Source organism: Vibrio sp. SCSIO 43133 (assembly GCF_023716845.1).
Lineage (GTDB): Bacteria > Pseudomonadota > Gammaproteobacteria > Enterobacterales > Vibrionaceae > Vibrio > Vibrio mediterranei.
Genome location: NZ_CP068024.1, coordinates 639,298 through 658,359, shown reverse-complemented (window position 1 = coordinate 658,359; position 19,062 = coordinate 639,298). Strand labels below are relative to the sequence as shown.

The 19,062-nt window shown below is 44.8% G+C and carries 19 protein-coding genes; 4 read left to right on the top strand and 15 right to left on the bottom strand.

Annotation, left to right across the window (positions count from 1 at the left end):
* Nucleotides 1–8: 8 nt before the first annotated feature.
* Entirely contained in the window at nucleotides 9–1,133 is a 1,125-nt protein-coding gene (locus JKJ11_RS03280; RefSeq protein ID WP_006071997.1) for a BamA/TamA family outer membrane protein, read from the bottom strand.
* Nucleotides 1,134–1,404: 271 nt separating this feature from the next.
* On the opposite strand from JKJ11_RS03280, the gene JKJ11_RS03275 reads away from it, so the two are divergent.
* The gene (locus JKJ11_RS03275) at nucleotides 1,405–3,060 is read left to right on the top strand and encodes a transmembrane adenylate cyclase (RefSeq protein ID WP_124940665.1); all 1,656 of its coding nucleotides are present in this window, start codon (nucleotides 1,405–1,407) and stop codon (nucleotides 3,058–3,060) included.
* 54 nt (nucleotides 3,061–3,114) lie between these two features.
* On the opposite strand, the gene JKJ11_RS03270 is transcribed toward JKJ11_RS03275, so the two are convergent.
* The 7 genes from JKJ11_RS03270 to ubiT form a co-directional block, all read right to left on the bottom strand.
* A complete protein-coding gene (locus tag JKJ11_RS03270) occupies nucleotides 3,115–3,504 on the bottom strand; it encodes a YMGG-like glycine zipper-containing protein (RefSeq protein ID WP_038167341.1) in 390 nt (129 codons plus the stop codon).
* A 13-nt stretch (nucleotides 3,505–3,517) separates the two neighbouring features.
* Nucleotides 3,518–4,285 carry an SDR family NAD(P)-dependent oxidoreductase gene (locus tag JKJ11_RS03265; protein ID WP_031494732.1) on the bottom strand — a complete coding sequence of 256 codons (768 nt, stop codon included), beginning with the start codon at nucleotides 4,283–4,285 and terminating at the stop codon, nucleotides 3,518–3,520.
* A 203-nt stretch (nucleotides 4,286–4,488) separates the two neighbouring features.
* The gene (locus JKJ11_RS03260; protein ID WP_031494731.1) at nucleotides 4,489–5,280 is read right to left on the bottom strand and encodes a hypothetical protein; all 792 of its coding nucleotides are present in this window, start codon (nucleotides 5,278–5,280) and stop codon (nucleotides 4,489–4,491) included.
* 170 nt (nucleotides 5,281–5,450) lie between these two features.
* Complete coding sequence (rimI, locus tag JKJ11_RS03255) at nucleotides 5,451–5,909, bottom strand: ribosomal protein S18-alanine N-acetyltransferase (protein WP_006072005.1); 459 nt, start codon at nucleotides 5,907–5,909, stop codon at nucleotides 5,451–5,453.
* Entirely contained in the window at nucleotides 5,902–6,333 is a 432-nt protein-coding gene (locus tag JKJ11_RS03250) for a DNA polymerase III subunit psi (protein ID WP_124940663.1), read from the bottom strand. The genes rimI and JKJ11_RS03250 overlap by 8 nt, the downstream gene beginning before the upstream one ends.
* A gap of 146 nt (nucleotides 6,334–6,479) precedes the next feature.
* On the bottom strand, nucleotides 6,480–6,995 hold the full coding sequence (locus JKJ11_RS03245; protein ID WP_006072009.1) for a GNAT family N-acetyltransferase: 516 nt from the start codon (nucleotides 6,993–6,995) through the stop codon (nucleotides 6,480–6,482).
* A complete protein-coding gene (gene ubiT, locus JKJ11_RS03240; protein ID WP_006072010.1) occupies nucleotides 6,979–7,506 on the bottom strand; it encodes a ubiquinone anaerobic biosynthesis accessory factor UbiT in 528 nt (175 codons plus the stop codon). Before ubiT ends, JKJ11_RS03245 begins: the two co-directional genes overlap by 17 nt.
* Nucleotides 7,507–7,685: 179 nt before the next feature.
* Here ubiT and JKJ11_RS03235 point away from each other — a divergent pair, with 179 nt between their 5' ends.
* The 3 genes from JKJ11_RS03235 (at nucleotide 7,686) to JKJ11_RS03225 (ending at nucleotide 11,754) form a co-directional block, all read left to right on the top strand.
* Nucleotides 7,686–9,725, top strand: a complete 2,040-nt coding sequence (locus JKJ11_RS03235) for a sensor domain-containing protein (protein ID WP_006072012.1) — start codon at nucleotides 7,686–7,688, stop codon at nucleotides 9,723–9,725.
* 126 nt (nucleotides 9,726–9,851) lie between these two features.
* Nucleotides 9,852–10,865 (top strand): ubiquinone anaerobic biosynthesis protein UbiU, encoded by a 1,014-nt coding sequence (gene ubiU, locus JKJ11_RS03230; protein WP_252038739.1) that lies wholly within the window; start codon nucleotides 9,852–9,854, stop codon nucleotides 10,863–10,865.
* A gap of 10 nt (nucleotides 10,866–10,875) precedes the next feature.
* The gene (locus JKJ11_RS03225) at nucleotides 10,876–11,754 is read left to right on the top strand and encodes a U32 family peptidase (RefSeq protein ID WP_031494832.1); all 879 of its coding nucleotides are present in this window, start codon (nucleotides 10,876–10,878) and stop codon (nucleotides 11,752–11,754) included.
* Between the two features lie 45 nt (nucleotides 11,755–11,799).
* On the opposite strand, the gene JKJ11_RS03220 is transcribed toward JKJ11_RS03225, so the two are convergent.
* The 7 genes from JKJ11_RS03220 to rbfA all read right to left on the bottom strand — a co-directional run bounded on the left by JKJ11_RS03220 (nucleotide 11,800) and on the right by rbfA (nucleotide 19,041).
* Complete coding sequence (locus JKJ11_RS03220; RefSeq protein WP_252038738.1) at nucleotides 11,800–13,140, bottom strand: MATE family efflux transporter; 1,341 nt, start codon at nucleotides 13,138–13,140, stop codon at nucleotides 11,800–11,802.
* A 46-nt stretch (nucleotides 13,141–13,186) separates the two neighbouring features.
* Nucleotides 13,187–13,597, bottom strand: coding sequence for a MarR family winged helix-turn-helix transcriptional regulator (locus JKJ11_RS03215; protein ID WP_252038737.1), 411 nt, complete (start codon nucleotides 13,595–13,597; stop codon nucleotides 13,187–13,189).
* A gap of 121 nt (nucleotides 13,598–13,718) precedes the next feature.
* Nucleotides 13,719–14,654 (bottom strand): lipoprotein NlpI, encoded by a 936-nt coding sequence (gene nlpI, locus JKJ11_RS03210; protein ID WP_252038736.1) that lies wholly within the window; start codon nucleotides 14,652–14,654, stop codon nucleotides 13,719–13,721.
* A 176-nt stretch (nucleotides 14,655–14,830) separates the two neighbouring features.
* Complete coding sequence (gene pnp, locus JKJ11_RS03205) at nucleotides 14,831–16,972, bottom strand: polyribonucleotide nucleotidyltransferase (RefSeq protein ID WP_006072022.1); 2,142 nt, start codon at nucleotides 16,970–16,972, stop codon at nucleotides 14,831–14,833.
* A gap of 311 nt (nucleotides 16,973–17,283) precedes the next feature.
* A complete protein-coding gene (rpsO, locus tag JKJ11_RS03200) occupies nucleotides 17,284–17,553 on the bottom strand; it encodes a 30S ribosomal protein S15 (RefSeq protein ID WP_005380094.1) in 270 nt (89 codons plus the stop codon).
* Between the two features lie 118 nt (nucleotides 17,554–17,671).
* On the bottom strand, nucleotides 17,672–18,625 hold the full coding sequence (truB, locus tag JKJ11_RS03195) for a tRNA pseudouridine(55) synthase TruB (protein ID WP_038225493.1): 954 nt from the start codon (nucleotides 18,623–18,625) through the stop codon (nucleotides 17,672–17,674).
* Nucleotides 18,625–19,041, bottom strand: a complete 417-nt coding sequence (gene rbfA / locus JKJ11_RS03190; protein WP_006072035.1) for a 30S ribosome-binding factor RbfA — start codon at nucleotides 19,039–19,041, stop codon at nucleotides 18,625–18,627. The genes truB and rbfA overlap by 1 nt, the downstream gene beginning before the upstream one ends.
* Between the last annotated feature and the right edge of the window lie 21 nt (nucleotides 19,042–19,062).

The following is a 19,062-nucleotide window of genomic DNA, read 5'->3' as shown; positions in this document are numbered from 1 at the left end:
CTTGTTCATTACAACTGCCAAGCATGACCAACGGTAATATAATACGCCCACTCTTCAGGACCTTTTGCAACATCGACACCAGCTCGCATGTTTAACTGTCTCGCCACCAAATAGCGAAAACCTCCGCCGACAACATTTTGATATTTGGCATCTGAAAAACTATCACCTTCATCAAACGCTTTGCCAGTGCCAGTAAAACCAATTAGTGACCAACGAGGGGTAAGATCATAGCGAGCCTCCACTTCAACCAAAGCCATATCATCACCTTGATAGCGCATTGCTGGAATACCACGCATGCTGATAAATGGACGAGCATAGTATGGTGCATCATTGGAAACGGTTTGATAATCGCCACGTAGCCCCAAGACAAAATCATTGGTTAACGGTGCAAAATAGTTGGTTTGAAAGCGTCCTTTTTGGTAGTCCACATCGCCACCAAAAGCCGAATTATGAAAATCGACGCTCAACTTAGCTTTCAGGCCGTCATTCGGTGTGAAAATAGTATCTCTGCTGTCATAAGTGACTTTCAATTCAACCCCCGCATCGTTCATGTCGTAATCGATAGGCGGTATACCTGGAATTATATTGCCAATATCAAAAGTACTTTGAGAAGAGAGGATGGAATATTTGGCACCGACAAACCAATCGCTACCAGCAATGCGATAATCAATATCCTGCATGAAGTACAAGCCATCGATATTGAAATCGAAAGGAATATCACCTTCGTAATATTTTAGGTTGAATGAGCCATAGAACAGACCACCTTGATAACGCCACGTATCTTCCTGCCATGAGCCAAAGTGAAACGCCCCAGTTAACCACGAGCCATTTTCTGTCGCAGCAGCGGCAACCGCCGTCACACTCGGCGGCAATCCCACGACTTCATCGGGATTTTCCTCACGCAGTTGCTTACGTTTTTCTGATTCGTGGAAAAACAGCAACGCTGCACCACCACCAGCCCCAACAGCGGGATCGGTGATAATTATGGGTACAGGCATAAAGCCAACCGCATTATCAAGTACCCATTTACTGGCATCGAACATGCCATCTTTAGGGTCGAGGAACTGTTCCATCGCAGAGACAGAAGACGCCGCTGCCATACCACCTAACAACCATACTGGTAGCTTCTTCATACTTCTTCCTTGAACGCTATGCAAACCGATCCATCAAAACAATGAAAGGCTCACTAGTTATATGTTTTAACAATTATCCAACTAAATATACATCATTTCAAAAACTTGCTACTACACAAAGGCAATTTGACAAGATCTATCAACAAACCTCGGACTTACCCTACACTTCAACGCTTTCTAGCTAAGGTCTCAGTCATTTGATGCTAACCTTAAATAACACAGGTGAGCAGTCGCAAATAGTGAACTCATTACTATTTTTAGCTGTCTTAAAATGGCAAAATACCCAGATCCTACGATAAGAGAGTTAACTACGGTGTCAGAACAAGCTCCATTAGATATTCGAATAGAAGAGAACCAAACTCGAGTCAAAGATCAGCTTAACCGCATTCTTTCGAGTAAAGCATTTGATCAAAGCCCGAAGATGAAAGAGTTACTGTCTTTTGTTGTCGAGCAGACTCTCGTTGGTAACGGTGATCGTCTAAAACAGTTTACGATCGCAACTGAAGTGTTTGATCGTGATGCCGATTTTGACCACCAAGCTGATCCTATCGTTCGAATTCAAGCAGGGCGAGTTCGCCGAACTCTAGAAACCTACTACCTTACCGAAGGTGTCAATGACCCCATTGTCCTGTCAATTCCAAAAGGGCGCTATAGTCCACTATTTACGCCGCAAGCGCCTCAAGCAGCAAGACAAACAGCATCCTTGGCTCAGTTTGCACGTGAAACTCAGAAATCCTTAAGCCCTACCTTGACGGTATTACCGTTTCTTTCACTGTCAGATGATCCTGAGAAACGCTTTTTTGCTGAAGGTTTCGGCGAAGAGTTAGCCACTGAGCTTGCGCGCTTTGATATGCTCAAAGTCGTCTCAATGCATGCTCTCGGTGAAACGAGCATTGATCCTCGAACCTCTGCCGATGTCAAAGGTTTAGGCGAAAAGCTAGGTGTGTCGTTTATTACCTCTGGCACCATGCAGGCACTAGGTAATAAGGTGAGAATCTATGCCAAGCTGTATCGCACTGACTCCGGTGAGCAAGTTTGGGCTGAGAAGTACACCTGTGATTTAGCAACCGACGATCTATTTTCTGTTCAAGATGACATCATTGCGGAAGTCGTCGCTGAGCTGGCTTCCAGCTTTGGCATTATTCACAGAGAAATCTATCAAAGCTGTAACCAGAAAAAGATTGAGCATCTCTCTACCTATGAAGCGACACTGCGTTATCGTCACTACTTAATGACGCTCTCGGAAGATACCCACCAGCAGGCCACTCAAGCCTTGTTGAGCGCTGTACAAAATGAACCTGATGTTGCGTTGCTGCATGCTATGTTAGCTGTGCTTTACTTTGATGCTGACATGTTAGGAATGAATAAGGTCGACAGTGCTGTCGAAACAGCTCTTAACTATGCCAAACGAGCGGTTGAGCTAGAGCCGACTAACCAAGAATCTCAAATAGCGATGTTAATGGCGCACCAAGTTGCTGGAGACGTCAATAGCGTCATCGAGACTGTCGACAAAGTGATTGCGATTAACCCCAATGCCGCCTATCAGATTGGCTTATCCGGTTGGGCATTATGCATGGCAGGGGAATTTGACCGAGGATTGCAACTTATCCAAGACTCAAAAGCTCTGAACCCATTTAGACCGCCATGGTTCTCTGTGGCCTCTATTATTCACAAGATCATGCTTGATGATTTTGAGGGTGCCGATAAAGCCATTAGCAAGCTGTCTTTACGCCGTGTATTTTGGATTCCGATGCTAAAAGCGATCATTCAAGTATACAAAGGTGAGTTCAAACAGGCTCAAGCCAGCTATAAAGAAATGCTGCAAATGCAGCCAGATTTTGAGAATAATGAAGAGCACTATCTCAGCGCTTATATTGCGAGTCCAGAGATAAAATCAAAGCTACTCGACGCTTTAGGCAGGCTTTAACCTCATTGATACTAATAAAAAAGAGAGCAGTTTGCTCTCTTTTTTATTTAGATTCTAATCGTAATAATCATCATACATTTCCTCTTCGATAATCTCTTCTTCCACGATTTCTTCGGCAATGTATTCTTCTTCGATATATTCCTCAGCAATATACTCTTCAGCGATGATCTCATCTTCAACAATAGCGTCAGTTGCCATCTCACAAGCGCCCTCATAATAAGCGCCATCGATAGCCCCACCGACTGCCCCAGCGCCACCACCAATAACTGCACCAGTTTTCGCGCCTTCGCCACCATCAACAATACCACCAACGATGGCGCCGGTTATTGCCCCATCCACGGCACCTACTATGGTACCTTCCGCGGTTTGGTCACAGTAGTAAGCGTAGCTGTTAAAGCTGGCTGATAATAGTAATGCTAAAGTGATTTGAATGTGTTTTTTCATTATTTGCTCTCAATTACTGCGCAAGTTGGTTGTAGGCTTCGATACTCATACCTGCGCTAAAGCCACCGTCCACCCCGATAGATTGACCATTAACAAAGCTGCTGTCTTCAGAGGCCAAGAAGTGGACAACGGCCGCCACTTCTTCAGGCTGAGCAATTCTTCCCATCGGGATCGAACGTCTCTCCATTCTCAGTTGAGGTTCGCCTCCTTTGGCATAAGCACGAGGGGTATCGACAGAGGTGGGACAAACGGCATTGACACGAATCTGTTTACTGCCAAGCTCCAAAGCTGCCGTTTGAGTAATGCCAAGCACTGCCCACTTTGAACTAGCTAACGCGCCAAGATAAGGCACACCCTGAGTTCCTGACACCGAAGCAATATTGATGATACTGCTGCCTTTGGGCATATAGGGCACCGCATGCTTCATCGACAATGCTGTCCCTAGTGCGTTGACGGAAAAATTGGCTTCATACTCATCTTTTTTCGATTCCACTATGGTGCTGTAACCATTAGTCGAACCCGCGCAATTCACTAACACGTCGATTTTGCCAAACTTCTCGAAGGTAATAGCCATCAGTTCACTCAGTGACAGCTCATCCGTCACGTCCGCATGAATATAAAGGGCTTCTAGTGACTGCAATTCTTTGTCTGATGCATTAACTCCAGCGATGACCAGCTTTGCACCCGCAGAGCTAAAACGATGAGCAATCGCCTCTCCGATACCAGAGGTGCCGCCAATAATGACAACAACTCTATCTGTTAGCTGAAATGGCACTTTCATTATTAGCCTCTCTTCTATTTTTCACACTGAGATTAAACGAGCTGAGTAACGTGGGTATAAAGTCAAAATGCACTCTATCTCGACCGATAACAGCTGTTGAGTTATTAACTGGAATCGATCCAGTAACACGGAGAAAAAAGTAAGAAACAATTAGAGAGGATGAATAAAGGCTTCCGTGCCTTAAACTGAGTAAAGCGATGAGATTAGAAGAACCAAGTCGCACCAATGCGAACTTCTCGGTTACCGTCTAAGTGTTTCATGCGCGATTCACCTGCCGCTTTAAAGAAGTGTTCAGAATAGGTCACGTTACCCCAGATGCTGCCGTCATTGGTAAGTGGAATACCACCTTCAAAGTTCAATTCAAGAGATTGTTCGTTCTTACCGATAGCATTGTTATAGTTAGCGTACTGTGGGTTTACTGTGATGTAAGACCCTTTTTCAGTTAGATAGAAAGAGTTAAACCAATTCGCTTGCCAGCCATTTTCTGAGCGACCATTGTCGTACTCATTCTTCATTACAGCCAAATTTGGATAAGAGACCCAATTTTCAAATGGCGTAATCACTTTAGCCACGGCACCAATAGCAGCAGTTTGCTCTGTGCCTGAGTTCTTAGCTACCCAGTTAGAGCCATAGCTGATGTAGTCCAATGAGAAACCTATTTCTGGGAGTACCTCTAAGCCCGTTGCGTGCACTTGAAAATAACGAGCTCGAATACGCGACAAACCAAAGTCTTTAGATTTGCCTGGCTGCGCATCCAGATTAGTTTGAAAGTCTGTTTCGAACTGACCTAAATAGCCAATATCTTCGCTGTATGAGCCCGCCATGTTTAACTGTAGGCGAGTCATACCATCTTTACCTTTGGCGCCAGAATCAACTTTAAGATAAGTTTGGGGGCGGGTTACATCGGCAGGATCATTCACTTGTGCCTCATCTGCCATTACTTGAGCGCTAGTAACACTCAATAAGGCAGCAGAAAGTACAGAGAAGTGTTTCATATTCTATTCCTATTGTTATCAATAACTAATAGGAAGTATGAGGAAATCGATTTTTTATCGAAGTAACTACGGGTAATGTAACCTATTTACAGAACGACTAGATTACCTTGCTTTATAGAGGTCCATGCGGATAGGTCACTACCCTCGTGATTTAGAAATAGACAGCAGAATTAACTTGAGAATAAAAAATAATAACTCATGATAACGGCGTCTTCTCGACCTTGGTCTGATGGGTAATAATCACGACGTCTGTCAACTTCATTAAACCCTTCATCAAGATACAAAGAAACTGCGGCTTGGTTACTTTCTCGAACCTCTAGCCAAGCACTTTCTGCTTCACGAGATTCACACTGTTCTAAAAAGTGATTCAGCAATGCCCTACCGTAGCCTTTGCCTTGCTCGCTCGGTGAGACCGCAATATTAAGCAACGAAACTTCACCTACAATGTTCTGTGCATAAAAGTAGCCAACAACGCGTTCGTCGGCCAATAGCACATAATTGAAAGCTCCGCGCCCATTCAATTCGGTAATCATGGAGGCTTTCCAAGGATGGGAGTGTGCCATATTTTCTATGGATAAGATGGCATCTAAGTGCTCAGTATCCATGATTGCAAAGGTAAGATTAGCCATAGCTGCGGATTTGATTCCAAAGTGCACGTCTTTCCATATCATTACCATCAATGTTAGACAGTTGCGGAGAAACGAGTTTTTTCGGGGACGAGGTGAATTGATACTGTTGCGTTAATTGAGCAAAGCGCTCATTTGCCTGTTCTTCTCCAGCAAACCATATCCATTCTGGTATATGTTGACCATCAAGACTAAGTAATTGTTCTGGAACAATATGTAGCGTCTCACTAAGATCCAACTTCATCGCTTTAAGGATCTTCTGATAGAACAGCACATTATCGCCTTGCGGCTTTACTGATGACACAAACAAGAGTCGACAGTCAGGCCGAAGTGACAACGAAGGGCTACTACGCACAGGAATACGCTCAGGGTGAGTTAGTTCCCATGTTTGAACGCCCATTAACTGTAGTTTTATGCTGTCTTGCATGATTGATTTGCGCCAAGTAATTCGCCGTCATAATGACGCGCAGTTTAGCAGAGCTCTATTTGATTACCAAGATATCAACGTGCGGATAAAGCAAAGCCTAGCGGTGATGACACAGCGCTAGGCTTGATATTTCACTTTGAACGCTATTACAGACCGTTAAACTCAGGGCAGTAATCCACCAACCCTTTACGGCCCGCAAGCTGTTCGGCCACCGAATCTTCCGTCAATGAACGAACTTGGAATGCACCTTCTGGTACTTCCCACTGACAATGAAGATCATAGTCAGCTGCAGCAGAAAACTGGAATCGTCCGTAATAGCTTGGGTCTCCAAGCACCACACAAGCGGGATAACCGAACTCAGGTAAAGTGGTGAATGCCTCTTCAACGAGTGCAGATGCTACTCCTTGACCCTGGTGTTCCTTGGCAACCGCTAAAGGTGCTAAACCTTGCCATGATAAGTCGTCGCCATCGATAGTGACAGGTGTAAACAACAGATGCCCAATGACTTCACCTTCATCAGAGCACGCTACCAAAGATAACGTTAGACGACCATTTTCTCTCAGTGCCATTACTAAATTGGCTTCTGCATCCGTATCAAATACCGATTTGAGTAATCGGTCAATGGCAAGTATATCGGCCGGCGCTTCAGTTCGAATAAGCATTCGCTACCTCGTTAGGATTTGTTGCAGGCTGCATGCCTTTCTGAACAAAATCCGCTAAATGAGTCAATGCTGAAAGCATTGGTTTCGGTAATGCGTCAAGATCAACGCTATCCATCAAGTTCTTCACTTCTAGGCCTAACTCGGTATCACCTTCAATACTCAAGCGGCGTTGGAAGAATAAAGTATCTGGGTCTTCTTTACGACCCGCAATCAACACTAAGTCATTTAAATTACCGCTAAAACTGACATCTTCCTGCTCGACAGTTTCAGAAACCACCAGCTGTTCATCGCTGTAAGAAATATACCAACTGAGGTTTAGATCACGAATATGAACTTTTAACCATTTTTCTTCGAGAAATTCAAAGTCACCGTCCTCAAGTGCTTCTTTAAAAACGGTTTTTAGTCCTTCAAGCAAAGCTCTATTCTGGATTTTAGTTGGCAGAAAGTGGACTGGAGATCGCAAAATTTGTGCTGCGTTTTTAACTAGTTGACTTCGAATCTTGTCTAACACGCGGTTTTTCCGTTAATTTGTAGTTCAGAAGGCTAATAATACGGCATTAGTACAAAAAAAATCCTGTTGTGCATCAAAAATTTTTTGCTTTCGCCTTTGCCCTTTTCTAACTGATAAATCACAGTTATAGTGTTGGGGTTACTGATATATAAGCTCTCCGGAGAACTGGTAGTACATTGATGTCATCCAAAATGTTAAAGGAATACTTTGCTAAGTTAACATCCAATAGCCCCTTCTTTTTTGCTATTTTGGATGACGAACATCATTACTGTATGGTCAACGACCGTTATTGTGATGTGGCAGGGTTAACACACAGCGACTTAGTTGGCATGAATGACTTGCAAATACTAGGTGAGCGTTTTTATAACCAGTTAAAACCCTATTACGATCGAGCGCTACAAGGCGAGTCGATTGAGGCGGAAGTGACACTCGATGAGTCAGATGTCGAATCCAGCCTGCATTTCAGTGTGTCGCCAATTCTCAATGACGGCGTCATCGAATACATCGTATTCCATGCCATAGACACATCCGAAAAACAGATCCTAACCCGCTCTCTCGAAGAATCAGAAAGCAAATTCCTCAAACTTTCTCAGCTTATCCCAGATGGATTAATTCTGGTTGAAGACGATTGTATTTTATCGGCCAACCCTGCGTCTGCACGTCTATTTGGTTACGCAAAAAGTACCGATTTACTAGGTGAGTCGTTAAATCGCTTACTAAGTAACGAGAAAAATAACAATCGTGTGCAACTCGATTTAGCCAATATCGTTAACGGCACACCACTGCACTTTTTGACCAGTGAGTACTGCGGAACGCAGCGCCGACTGTCACTGCATGTCGATGACGCTAATCTGTTTGGCAATAGCGCTCACTTAGTCCTAATTCAAGATATGGACGAAAAGCCAAACCCAGTGGCTCAAAACAGCAATGAAGACGTCAACATTGATACTCTGACGAAGCTGTACAACCGACTAGGTTTCACCCGTTGCTTGGATCATTTTATTCAAGATAAAACTCCGCTCGTCATGCTGTACCTCGACATTGATAACTTTAAGAACATCAATGACTCTTTAGGACACCACATTGGCGACCGAGTGATTCAGGAGGTATCTTCTAGACTGAAGCGTCATCTTCCTCAACAATCGGTCCTGGCCCATTTAGGCGGTGATGAGTTTGGGATTATTCTCCCAGAGCCGGAAAGCAACAGCACGGTAGAAATGTTGGCTGAGAAAATCATTGGGCTCATCAACCAACCTTTCGATTTACACCACTTCAGCAAACGCCTTGCTTGCTCCATTGGCAGTGTTCATTACCCAAACGATGGAAATGATGCGCGTATCCTGCTGCAAAATGCCGATACGGCCATGTATGAAGCCAAAGCCAGAGGTAGGAACCGTCTTGTTAAGTTCAATGACCAAATGAACAAAGAAGCGCGCATGCGCCTTTGGTTGGAAATAGAACTGCAAAAAGCGCTACAGCAAAATGGCTTGGAAGTATGGTATCAACCCAAGGTCAATGCCCGTGACTTTAGTATCAACGGTGCAGAAGCGCTAGTTCGATGGAAGCACCCCGTCGAAGGGTATATAAGCCCGGCTTCGTTCATCCCAGTGGCAGAACAAGCAGGACTGATCGAAAGCCTTGGCCGCGTGGTCATGCGTGATGTATTCAATACCGTCAAACGCTGGAAACTACAAGGTATCTTACCAGGTCGCGTGGCGATCAACTTGTCTCCAGAACAATTTGGCAACCCTAAGCTTATCGATTACATGGAGCGCTTATTACGCAGCACAGGACTGGACCCTAGCTGTATCACGTTCGAGCTCACTGAAAGTGCGGTAATGAGCAACAGTGAACACACATTGCAAATGCTCGATGCCATTAAGAAACTCGGCTTTGCGTTGTCTATTGACGACTTCGGTACAGGATACTCTTCGCTATCCTACTTAGCGCACTTTCCAATAGATGAACTAAAAATCGACCGTGCCTTTATCATGGATATCGATACATTACCAAAACAGCTCACCGTTATCGAAAACATCATCAACCTCGGTAAATCACTCAATCTCTCTGTGGTCGCCGAAGGCGTGGAGACACGCCACCAAGCAACACTACTCTCCAATCTTAACTGTAACTCCATTCAAGGCTTCCACTTCCACCGACCACAGCCTAAACACGAAGTCGAAGCACTATTTGCGCAAAACCGTCGTCATCGAAATTGACCATGTTAACGTTACCTCTTTGGTGTTAATTACGTGTTTATTAAGGTAAACCTGCCTTACATCAAATTCGCTGTTCATAATTGTTCATAAAATGCGGGCTACTGTCAGAAATATGGTAATGAGCATATGGAACTCTTATGCCCAGCAGGGAATTTACCTGCTCTAAAAACTGCAATTGATTGCGGTGCGGATGCGGTTTACATCGGTTTCAAAGATGATACCAACGCGCGTCATTTCGCTGGTCTGAACTTTACGGGAAAGAAACTCGAGCGTGCGGCTCAATATGTTCACGATCGCAATAAAAAGCTACATATCGCGTTGAATACCTTCGCACACCCTAATGGCTTTGAGCGCTGGACTAATGCCGTCGACCAAGCTGCCGATCTTGGTGTCGATGCATTGATTGTCGCTGATATTGCTGTATTGGATTACGCTGCCAATAAGTATCCAGAGCTAGAGTTACACCTCTCAGTACAAGCCTCAGCAACTAATGTGGCTGCTGTAGACTTCTACCATAAAAACTTTAATGTAAAGCGCGTTGTGTTACCTCGAGTGCTGTCTATTCATCAGGTAAAACAACTGTCTAGAAACATTACCTCTGATGTCGAGCTTGAAGTATTCGCGTTCGGCAGTCTTTGTATTATGTCTGAAGGGCGCTGCTATTTGTCGTCCTACTTGACCGGTGAATCACCTAATACGGTTGGTGCGTGTTCTCCAGCGAAATACGTGCGTTGGCAAGAAACTGAGCAAGGGTTAGAGTCTCGTCTAAATGACATTCTTATTGACCGCTACGCTCAGGGCGAAAATGCAGGCTATCCGACACTCTGTAAAGGCCGCTTTGAAGCCGAAATAGAAGGAGAGCGTAAGCGCTACCATGCACTTGAAGAGCCAACCAGTTTGAACACTTTGTCTATGCTTCCTGAACTGTTCGCCGCTAATGTCGCGTCGGTGAAAATTGAAGGACGTCAGCGCAGTCCAGCTTACGTTGAACAAGTCACTCGAACTTGGCGTGAAGCCATCGATGCGTATCAACGTAACCCTGAGAACTATCAAGTGAAACCAAGCTGGGATCAGGCCTTGGCAAATGTCTCTGAAGGAACCCAAACCACATTGGGTGCATACCATAGAAAATGGCAGTAAGGAGCAACTTATGAAATACGCATTAGGCCCATTACTGTACTTTTGGCCAAAACAAGACGTTGAAAGTTTCTATGAGCAAGCTAAATCGAGCTCCGCAGATATCGTGTATCTTGGAGAAACCGTGTGCTCAAAACGCAGAGAGATGAAACCAGCACACTGGTTAGATATCGCTAAGGAGCTAAATCTAGCAGGCAAGCAGGTAGTTCTGTCAACAATGGCACTGCTAGAAGCACCAAGCGAAGTTAACATCATGAAAAAGTACATCGATAATGGTGACTTTGCGATCGAAGCCAATGATGTCTCAGCGATTCAACTAGCAAGTGAACACAAAGTTCCATTTGTTGTTGGTCCTGCCGTTAATACCTACAATGCCCACACACTGAAGCTATTTGCCAAACAAGGCATGATTCGCTGGTGTATGCCTGTTGAGTTATCGCGTGAGTGGTTAAGCAACGCTCTAGAGCAAGCCGACAATATTGGTATCCGCGATCAATTTGAGGTAGAGGTCTTTAGTCACGGTTATCTACCGCTAGCTTATTCCGCACGCTGCTTTACTGCTCGTGCAGAGAACCGAGCAAAAGACGATTGCGAAACTTGCTGTATTAAGTATCCAACGGGTCTTCAAGTGGAGAGCCAAGAAGGTCAGTCAGTCTTTAATCTCAATGGTATTCAGACTCAATCTGGTTACCAATACAACCTGATCAATGACCTGAAATCTATGCAAGGTTTGGTAGATGTGGTTAGGCTTAGCCCGCTAGGGTTGGATACCTTCGCTGAAGTTGATCGCTTTAAAGCGAACGAAGATGGCACACAACCGGCCAAAATATTGGATAGACAATGTAACGGCTACTGGCATCAAATCGCTGGGCTCGATATCAAGCAGATTTAGTCCCGACTTTAAATGAAAAGACCTCGCTGATACGCGAGGTCTTTTTTATGCCGTGATCGGCTTTAAAGCCGTTCTATCAAGCTTACTAATGTCACGCCATATCATCACACCGACTACCAAGCTGATCGCGATGTTGGAAAGTGGGTATGCTACCCAAATACCATCCACTCCCCATAGCTTGGGCATAATGTACAAGAATGGCAACTGAACCAACATATTACCCAGCGTCACGAACAACGCTTTGCGACTATGACTGATCGCTTGATAGTACGCAGCAGCCACCACGATAAAGCCATCTAAGAACATTGAGAATAAGTGGAGACGAATCCCGTTTACGGTGTGCTCAATCAGCAATGGCTCACTCGAGTTAAAGATTGATACTGTTTGATATGGGAACAGGTTTAGCACAGTGACAAAAATGGCACCACCTAATACCGCACTCAAAGTCGCAATGTTAAATAGCTTGCGCATATTATCTTGTCTTCTCGCACCATAGTTATAGCTCAGTAATGGCTGCATAGCATTCGCCAGTCCCTCAGCCACAAGATAGTAAAACGCGACGATATAACCCAATATTGCATAGGCTCCCACTAAGGTTACCGAACCATAATCAGCAAACAATCCATTGTGTAGCGCGACCATAAACGAGCCATAGGCATACATAAAGAAACTCGCCAAACCAATAGATATGATTGATGGCAGCATACTAAATTGGAACTTAAGATCGGCTAACGATAAGCGCATCTTAGCTCGATCTGAGAAGAAGTAGGCAAAACCTAGCAGTGTCACTACCGCTTGAGCAATCGCTGTCGCTAACGCGGCACCACGCAACTCCCAATCAAGAACCGCGATAAACCAATAGTCCAAGGCAATATTAATAATGGCCCCCAGTACCATCAACATAGTAGCGGTGTTAGGACTATCATCATTACGTAGCAAAAATGGCACTGCTATCGAGCCCAGAGTAAACACACCACCAATAATCAAGATGTCCAAGTACTGCATAGCCAAGTCATGTACTCGCCCTTTAGCACCTTGAATGCTTAGAAATACATCTGAGTATTGCCATAAAATCACAGCGATAACAGGACTTAAGGCCACAAGCGCAATTAATCCAGTAGCCAGAGCATTCTTAGCATCTGTAAGCTTACCTTCGCCTTGTTTAATCGAGGCCAGCGCACCAGTGCCCACGCCGACCATCATACCTAGACCAAGAATCGTACCGATAATTGGCCACGCGAGGTTAATGCCGGCTAGGCCATCCCCTCCCATATATTGTCCAATAAAGATGCCATCGACCACTTGGTAAAGACCATTAACCAACATAGCCGCAACGGTCGGAATGGCATAGCGCCAGAATTGTTTATAGATTGATTTCTCAGTCATATCATCCAAATAGTTAGTTATCTTGGCTAACTAAATCCTTAAATTTTTATCTCAGTGCTTTGGTCAATAACGTGTCAAGCAAGGCGAACTCCTGCTCGTCTAAATGTGCCCGCAGTTTTTCCGCTACCACACTGTATATCTCAGCTTCCGACACTAGCGGTAATCGTGATTTCTCCGTCAAGGTCACTCGCTTTGAACGCGCGTCTTCGGTACACGATAATCGCTTCACCAAACCTTTACGCTCAAGTCTTTTTACCATATTGGTTGCTGAGGGTTTGGACACCTCTAATTCTTTTGCCAGATCGGTTAATCGAATCGGCTCTGCTGAAGATTGTATTGCTTTTAAATAATCGTATTCATTGAAGCTCAGGTGCCCTAGTGGGTCTTCTTTGCTGTAGCTACGCCATACTTTCGACGTCAGCCGCTCCATCTTCTCTAAATTAGTTTCTATAGTCATTCATATTAACTATTAATTAGCATAGCTAACTAGTTTAGCTAAATTAGAACTAGAGTCAACGGATAAAAAAACACCAGCGCTAGGCTGGTGTTTTTTTAGCGATGATTGTGAAAAGTTCACATTACTGTGAGTCGGTGGTTCTCTCTGCTGCTTGCTTAGCTTCTTGCTTAGCCTGCTCTGCTTGTTGTGCTCTCACAATTTCAAAGATTTTAGTTAACTCAAGAAATGCGTACTTATGCTCGGCATAATCGTAGACATTCTGGGCGATGGCCAGTTTATATAGAGAGACAGCTGCTGGATAATTGCCATCTATTTGATGACGTTTTGCCAAGTAGAAGTAGACTTCAGTGAGTCTTTCCGCTAACACGTTATTGTCTCGGCTGCTAGCAAGAATCGCTTTAAACGCCTGTTCTTCAGAGACTTTATCCAACATCAACGCAACCAGGATCCAGCCCCAATCATTATTACGTGCTTGGTAGCGCTTCTCTAGTGCAATAGCGGCATCCAGTGGACCTGCCTCACGAGAAATGATGTAGAGCCAAAGTGCACGATACGGATCGGCAGGGTTCTCTTGGTAATAACGCGTCATGCCCTCAATCGCTAATGGGATACGATCACCATAGTAAAGCGCAATAGAACGGTTTCTTAGTGCATAAGAGTTTGAAGGGTCAAGCTCTAAACTCGAATCGAAGGCTTCATACGCAGAGTCAAAATCGCCAATTTGGGTGAAGTACTGTCCGACTTGGTTAAAAACGACAGGTTGCGCTGGGTTAAGTTGTAATGACTGATTGAAGTCTAACTGAGCCAAGTCACGTAATCCGAGGCTGTTGTAATAAGAGCCTCGCTCGAAGTGCATTTTTGCTCTGACGTCATTCTCAAGGTCACTGCGCTGCAGAAGCTGTGTCAATCGGGCGACTTGAACTTCGTATTGAACATTTGCCTGTAATGGCACAGCCATTGGTGGGTTCAACCATTGTTCATCTTGTGTTGACGAGTTGGTAGCACAACCAGTCACTGCCACCACTAAGCTTAATCCTAAGATTCGAAACAACTTCACTATATCATTCTCCTTGTACCCACTATGGCGTCGCTATTATTGGCAACATTTAAAGTATCGTTATAGTTGCACAGCGTAATGCGTAGTAGCGGGAATTATCCTTCGCGCATTAAAAAAGGGGGCTATTGCCCCCTCTTTATAGCACGCTTTTTAACGTAATGGTCTAGAAAAGCGAATTATTCTGCGTCAGACGCTGAATTTTCATCCGCTGCTGGAGCTTTCGCTTCAGGCTTTTCCATTGCTTCTTTCATGCTTAGGCGTACACGACCTTGGCGGTCAATTTCAAGTACTTTAACTTGAACTTCTTGACCTTCTTTTAGGTAGTCAGTCACTTTCTCAACACGCTCATGAGCGATTTGAGAGATGTGTACTAGACCATCTTTGCCAGGAAGAACCGTTACGAATGCACCGAAGTCTGCTAGACGAGCAACTTTACCCGTGTAGATCTTACCCACTTCAACTTCTGCAGTGATAGCTTCGATACGAGCGATCGCATCTTTCGCTTGGTCACCGTCAGTTGCAGCGATCTTGATAGTACCATCATCTTCGATCTCGATAGTCGTACCAGTTTCTTCAGTTAGCTGACGGATAACCGCGCCACCTTTACCGATAACGTCTTTGATCTTGTCTGCGCTGATCTTCATTGTGTGGATACGTGGAGCGAACTCAGAGATCTCTTCACGAGCACCAGAGATAGCTTCATCCATTACAGAAAGGATGTGCTTACGTGCACCTTGCGCTTGGTTAAGAGCAATTTGCATGATCTCTTTAGTGATACCTTCGATCTTGATGTCCATCTGAAGTGCAGTGATACCAGTGTTAGTACCTGCTACTTTAAAGTCCATGTCACCTAGGTGGTCTTCGTCACCAAGGATGTCAGAAAGAACAACGAAATCGTCGCCTTCTTTAACAAGACCCATTGCGATACCCGCAACAGAAGACTTGATTGGAACACCAGCATCCATAAGCGCTAGAGACGTACCACATACAGATGCCATTGAAGATGAACCGTTAGATTCAGTGATTTCCGATACAACACGTACTGTGTATGGGAATTCTTCAACAGAAGGCATTACTGCTGCGATACCGCGCTTAGCCAATTTACCGTGACCGATTTCACGACGCTTTGGAGAACCTACAAAACCAGTTTCGCCAACACAGTATGGAGGGAAGTTGTAGTGTAGTAGGAAGTGATCTTTACGCTCACCTGTTAGCTCATCGATGATTTGAGCATCACGCTGCGTACCAAGAGTCGCAGTTACGATTGCCTGCGTTTCACCACGAGTGAACAGTGAAGAACCATGAGTACGTGGAAGAACGCCAGTGCGTACATCTAGTGCACGAACCATGTCTTTTTCACGGCCATCAATACGTGGGTTACCCGCGATGATGCTGCGACGTACTACTGTCTTCTCTAGATCGTGGAAGATAGTGTGGATTTCTTTAGTGTTCGCTTCTGGATCTTCAGCAAGAAGAACCTCGTTAACTTCTGCTGCAATCGCGTGAATGCGATCGTAACGAGCCATCTTCTCAGTGATTTGGTACGCTTCAACAAGCTTAGCTTCTGCTAGCTCAGCGATGCGGTTGTTAAGAGCAGTATTCTCTTCTGGAGCAACCCAATCCCAAGCTGGAGTAGCAACTTCAGCTGCAAATTCGTTGATTGCTTTGATAACAACTTGCTGTTGGTCGTGGCCGTAAACCACTGCTGATAGCATCTCTTCTTCTGTTAGGTTGTCTGCTTCAGACTCAACCATAAGAACAGCGCCTTCAGTACCAGCAACTACTAGGTCTAGTTTAGAGTTTTCTAGCTCAGTGTTGCTTGGGTTCAGTACAAGTTGACCATCAATATGACCAACACGTGCTGCACCGATAGGACCGTTGAACGGAATACCAGAGATAGCAAGAGCAGCTGAAGTACCGATCATTGTTACCATGTCTGGCTGAACGTTCGGGTTTACAGACATTACTGTCGCGATTACCTGAACTTCGTTTTTGAATGCGTCTGGGAAAAGAGGACGAATTGGACGGTCGATTAGACGTGCAGTCAGTGTTTCGCCTTCAGAAGGACGACCTTCACGTTTGAAGAAACCACCAGGGATTTTACCTGCAGCGTAAGTACGCTCTTGGTAGTTTACTGTTAGCGGGAAGAAGTCTTGACCTTCTACTGCTTCTTTCTTACCAACAACAGAAACGAATACTGACGTATCGTCCATTGTTACCATTACAGCTGCAGTAGCTTGACGTGCGATAACGCCAGTTTCTAGCGTCACAGTGTGGTTGCCGTATTGGAACGACTTAACAACTGGTTTTTCGAACATTGTATTTCCTTTTTTCTGGAATCATTCCAGATAATTGATTGTGCGCTCAATGCATTACAAATCGCGACTAGTTCAAACAAACTTCACTTGAAAAAAGTAAGTGTGCTTGGAATAGTCGCGACCCTGAGGTCGACTAAATGGACTGTAATGTACTGAACAAATTGTGACTAAACGTGCTTGCTCTTCACAACTCAGTTTAGACGGGACGTAGTATAAACTACTTAGTGGAAGTTTTGCTATTAACTAAGAAATTTAGCTAACAAAAAAGGGGCATATAGCCCCTTTTAACAAACTTTCTATGCAGACGCTGATTAGCGACGTAGGCCTAGACGTTTGATTAGGTCTTGGTAGCGAGCTAGGTTTTTACCTTTTAGGTAATCTAGAAGCTTACGACGACGAGAAACCATACGTAGAAGACCACGACGGCTGTGGTGATCGCCTTTGTGTGCTTTGAAGTGACCTTGTAGGTGGTTGATAGAAGCTGTAAGTAGAGCTACTTGTACTTCTGGTGAACCAGTGTCGCCTTCGCCTTGTGCGTATTCCGCAACGATTGCTGCTTTAGTTTCTGCATTCAGAGACATAATTCTCTCCTAATAAGAGTAAGTTTAAAAGTTGTAGCAGCCAATCTCTGATTCAGCCGCTACGCGAAGCGCGAATTATAGGGAATAATTCTAGCTAGAGCAAGGAGTATTCGTGGCTCTATTGAGCACTTTCTTCCTCACGGAAAACAACGAGTCGCTTGGGTGCAAGCTTAGCATCGTCATTCATAGCGCCAACGCCGATGAATAAACGCTCTTCACCCATGGTCATGCGTACTGGTGCATCGACTGGTAAGCCTGAAACCTGCACCGGCTGACCATGCTGAAGCAAGTCACCAAGCTCAGGTGATACATTCACTTCTTGAAGATCTTGTACTGCGCTGTCCATTGGCATTAGCAGTGGATCAAGCAACTCGCGCGGCTGACGCTCTTCTCGCTTTGCCTGCTCAAATAACTCGTTAAGCTGCTCTAGGGTCACCATGTTCTCATAAGGATACTTAGCAACAGCAGTACGACGTAGCATAGTTACGTGCGCACCACAGCCTAACATTTCACCGAGGTCATCGACGATAGTGCGGATGTAAGTGCCTTTCGAGCAATGTACTTCCATCTCTACTTCATCACCTTCAAAGCGATGTAGGACAATTTCATACACGGTAATTTTGCGCGCTTCACGAGGAACTTCGATACCTTGACGAGCGTACTCATATAGTGGCTTACCTTGGTATTTCAGTGCAGAGAACATTGACGGCACTTGATCAGATTCACCACGGAACTTGTCTATGCACTCATCAAGAAGCTCAGGTGTTACATTGATATCGCGAGTTTCTACCACTTCACCATCAGAGTCAGAGGTATTGGTACGCTCACCAAGTTTAGCGATAACACGGTAGCGCTTGTCTGAATCTAACAAGAATTGAGAAAACTTAGTTGCTTCGCCCAAGCAAATTGGCAACATGCCAGTTGCTAATGGGTCAAGTGCACCAGTGTGCCCTGCTTTCTCAGCGAAGTAGATGCGCTTTACTTTTTGTAGAGCATCATTCGATGAGATTCCGGTAGGTTTATCTAGAAGGATAACGCCGTTGACTGGACGTCCCTTGCGACGTCTAGCCATTACTGCTCTTCTCCCTCTGCACCGTTTTCTTCGCTGCGACCTGCTTCGTCTTGCTTACGCTTATCTTCGTTAACCACTTCACTCACTAGGTTAGACATACGCATACCTTCGACAAGCGTGTTGTCATAGTGGAAGCGTACTTCCGGTGTTAGGCGTAGGCGAATGCGCTTACCTAGCATCATGCGAATGTGAGCTTCGTGTTCACGAAGGGCTGCTAGGCTCGATTCTGGAGTCTGTTCACCAACACATAGGAAAGTAACGAATACTTTCGCGTATGCGAGGTCACGAGAGACTTCTACGTCTGAAATCGTCACCATACCTAGGCGAGAGTCACGAACTTCGCGTTGAAGAATAAGAGCAAGCTCTTTTTGTAGTTGCTGCGCAACACGTTGTGTGCGGCTAAATTCTTTTGACATTTCTTTTCTCACTATAGAAAG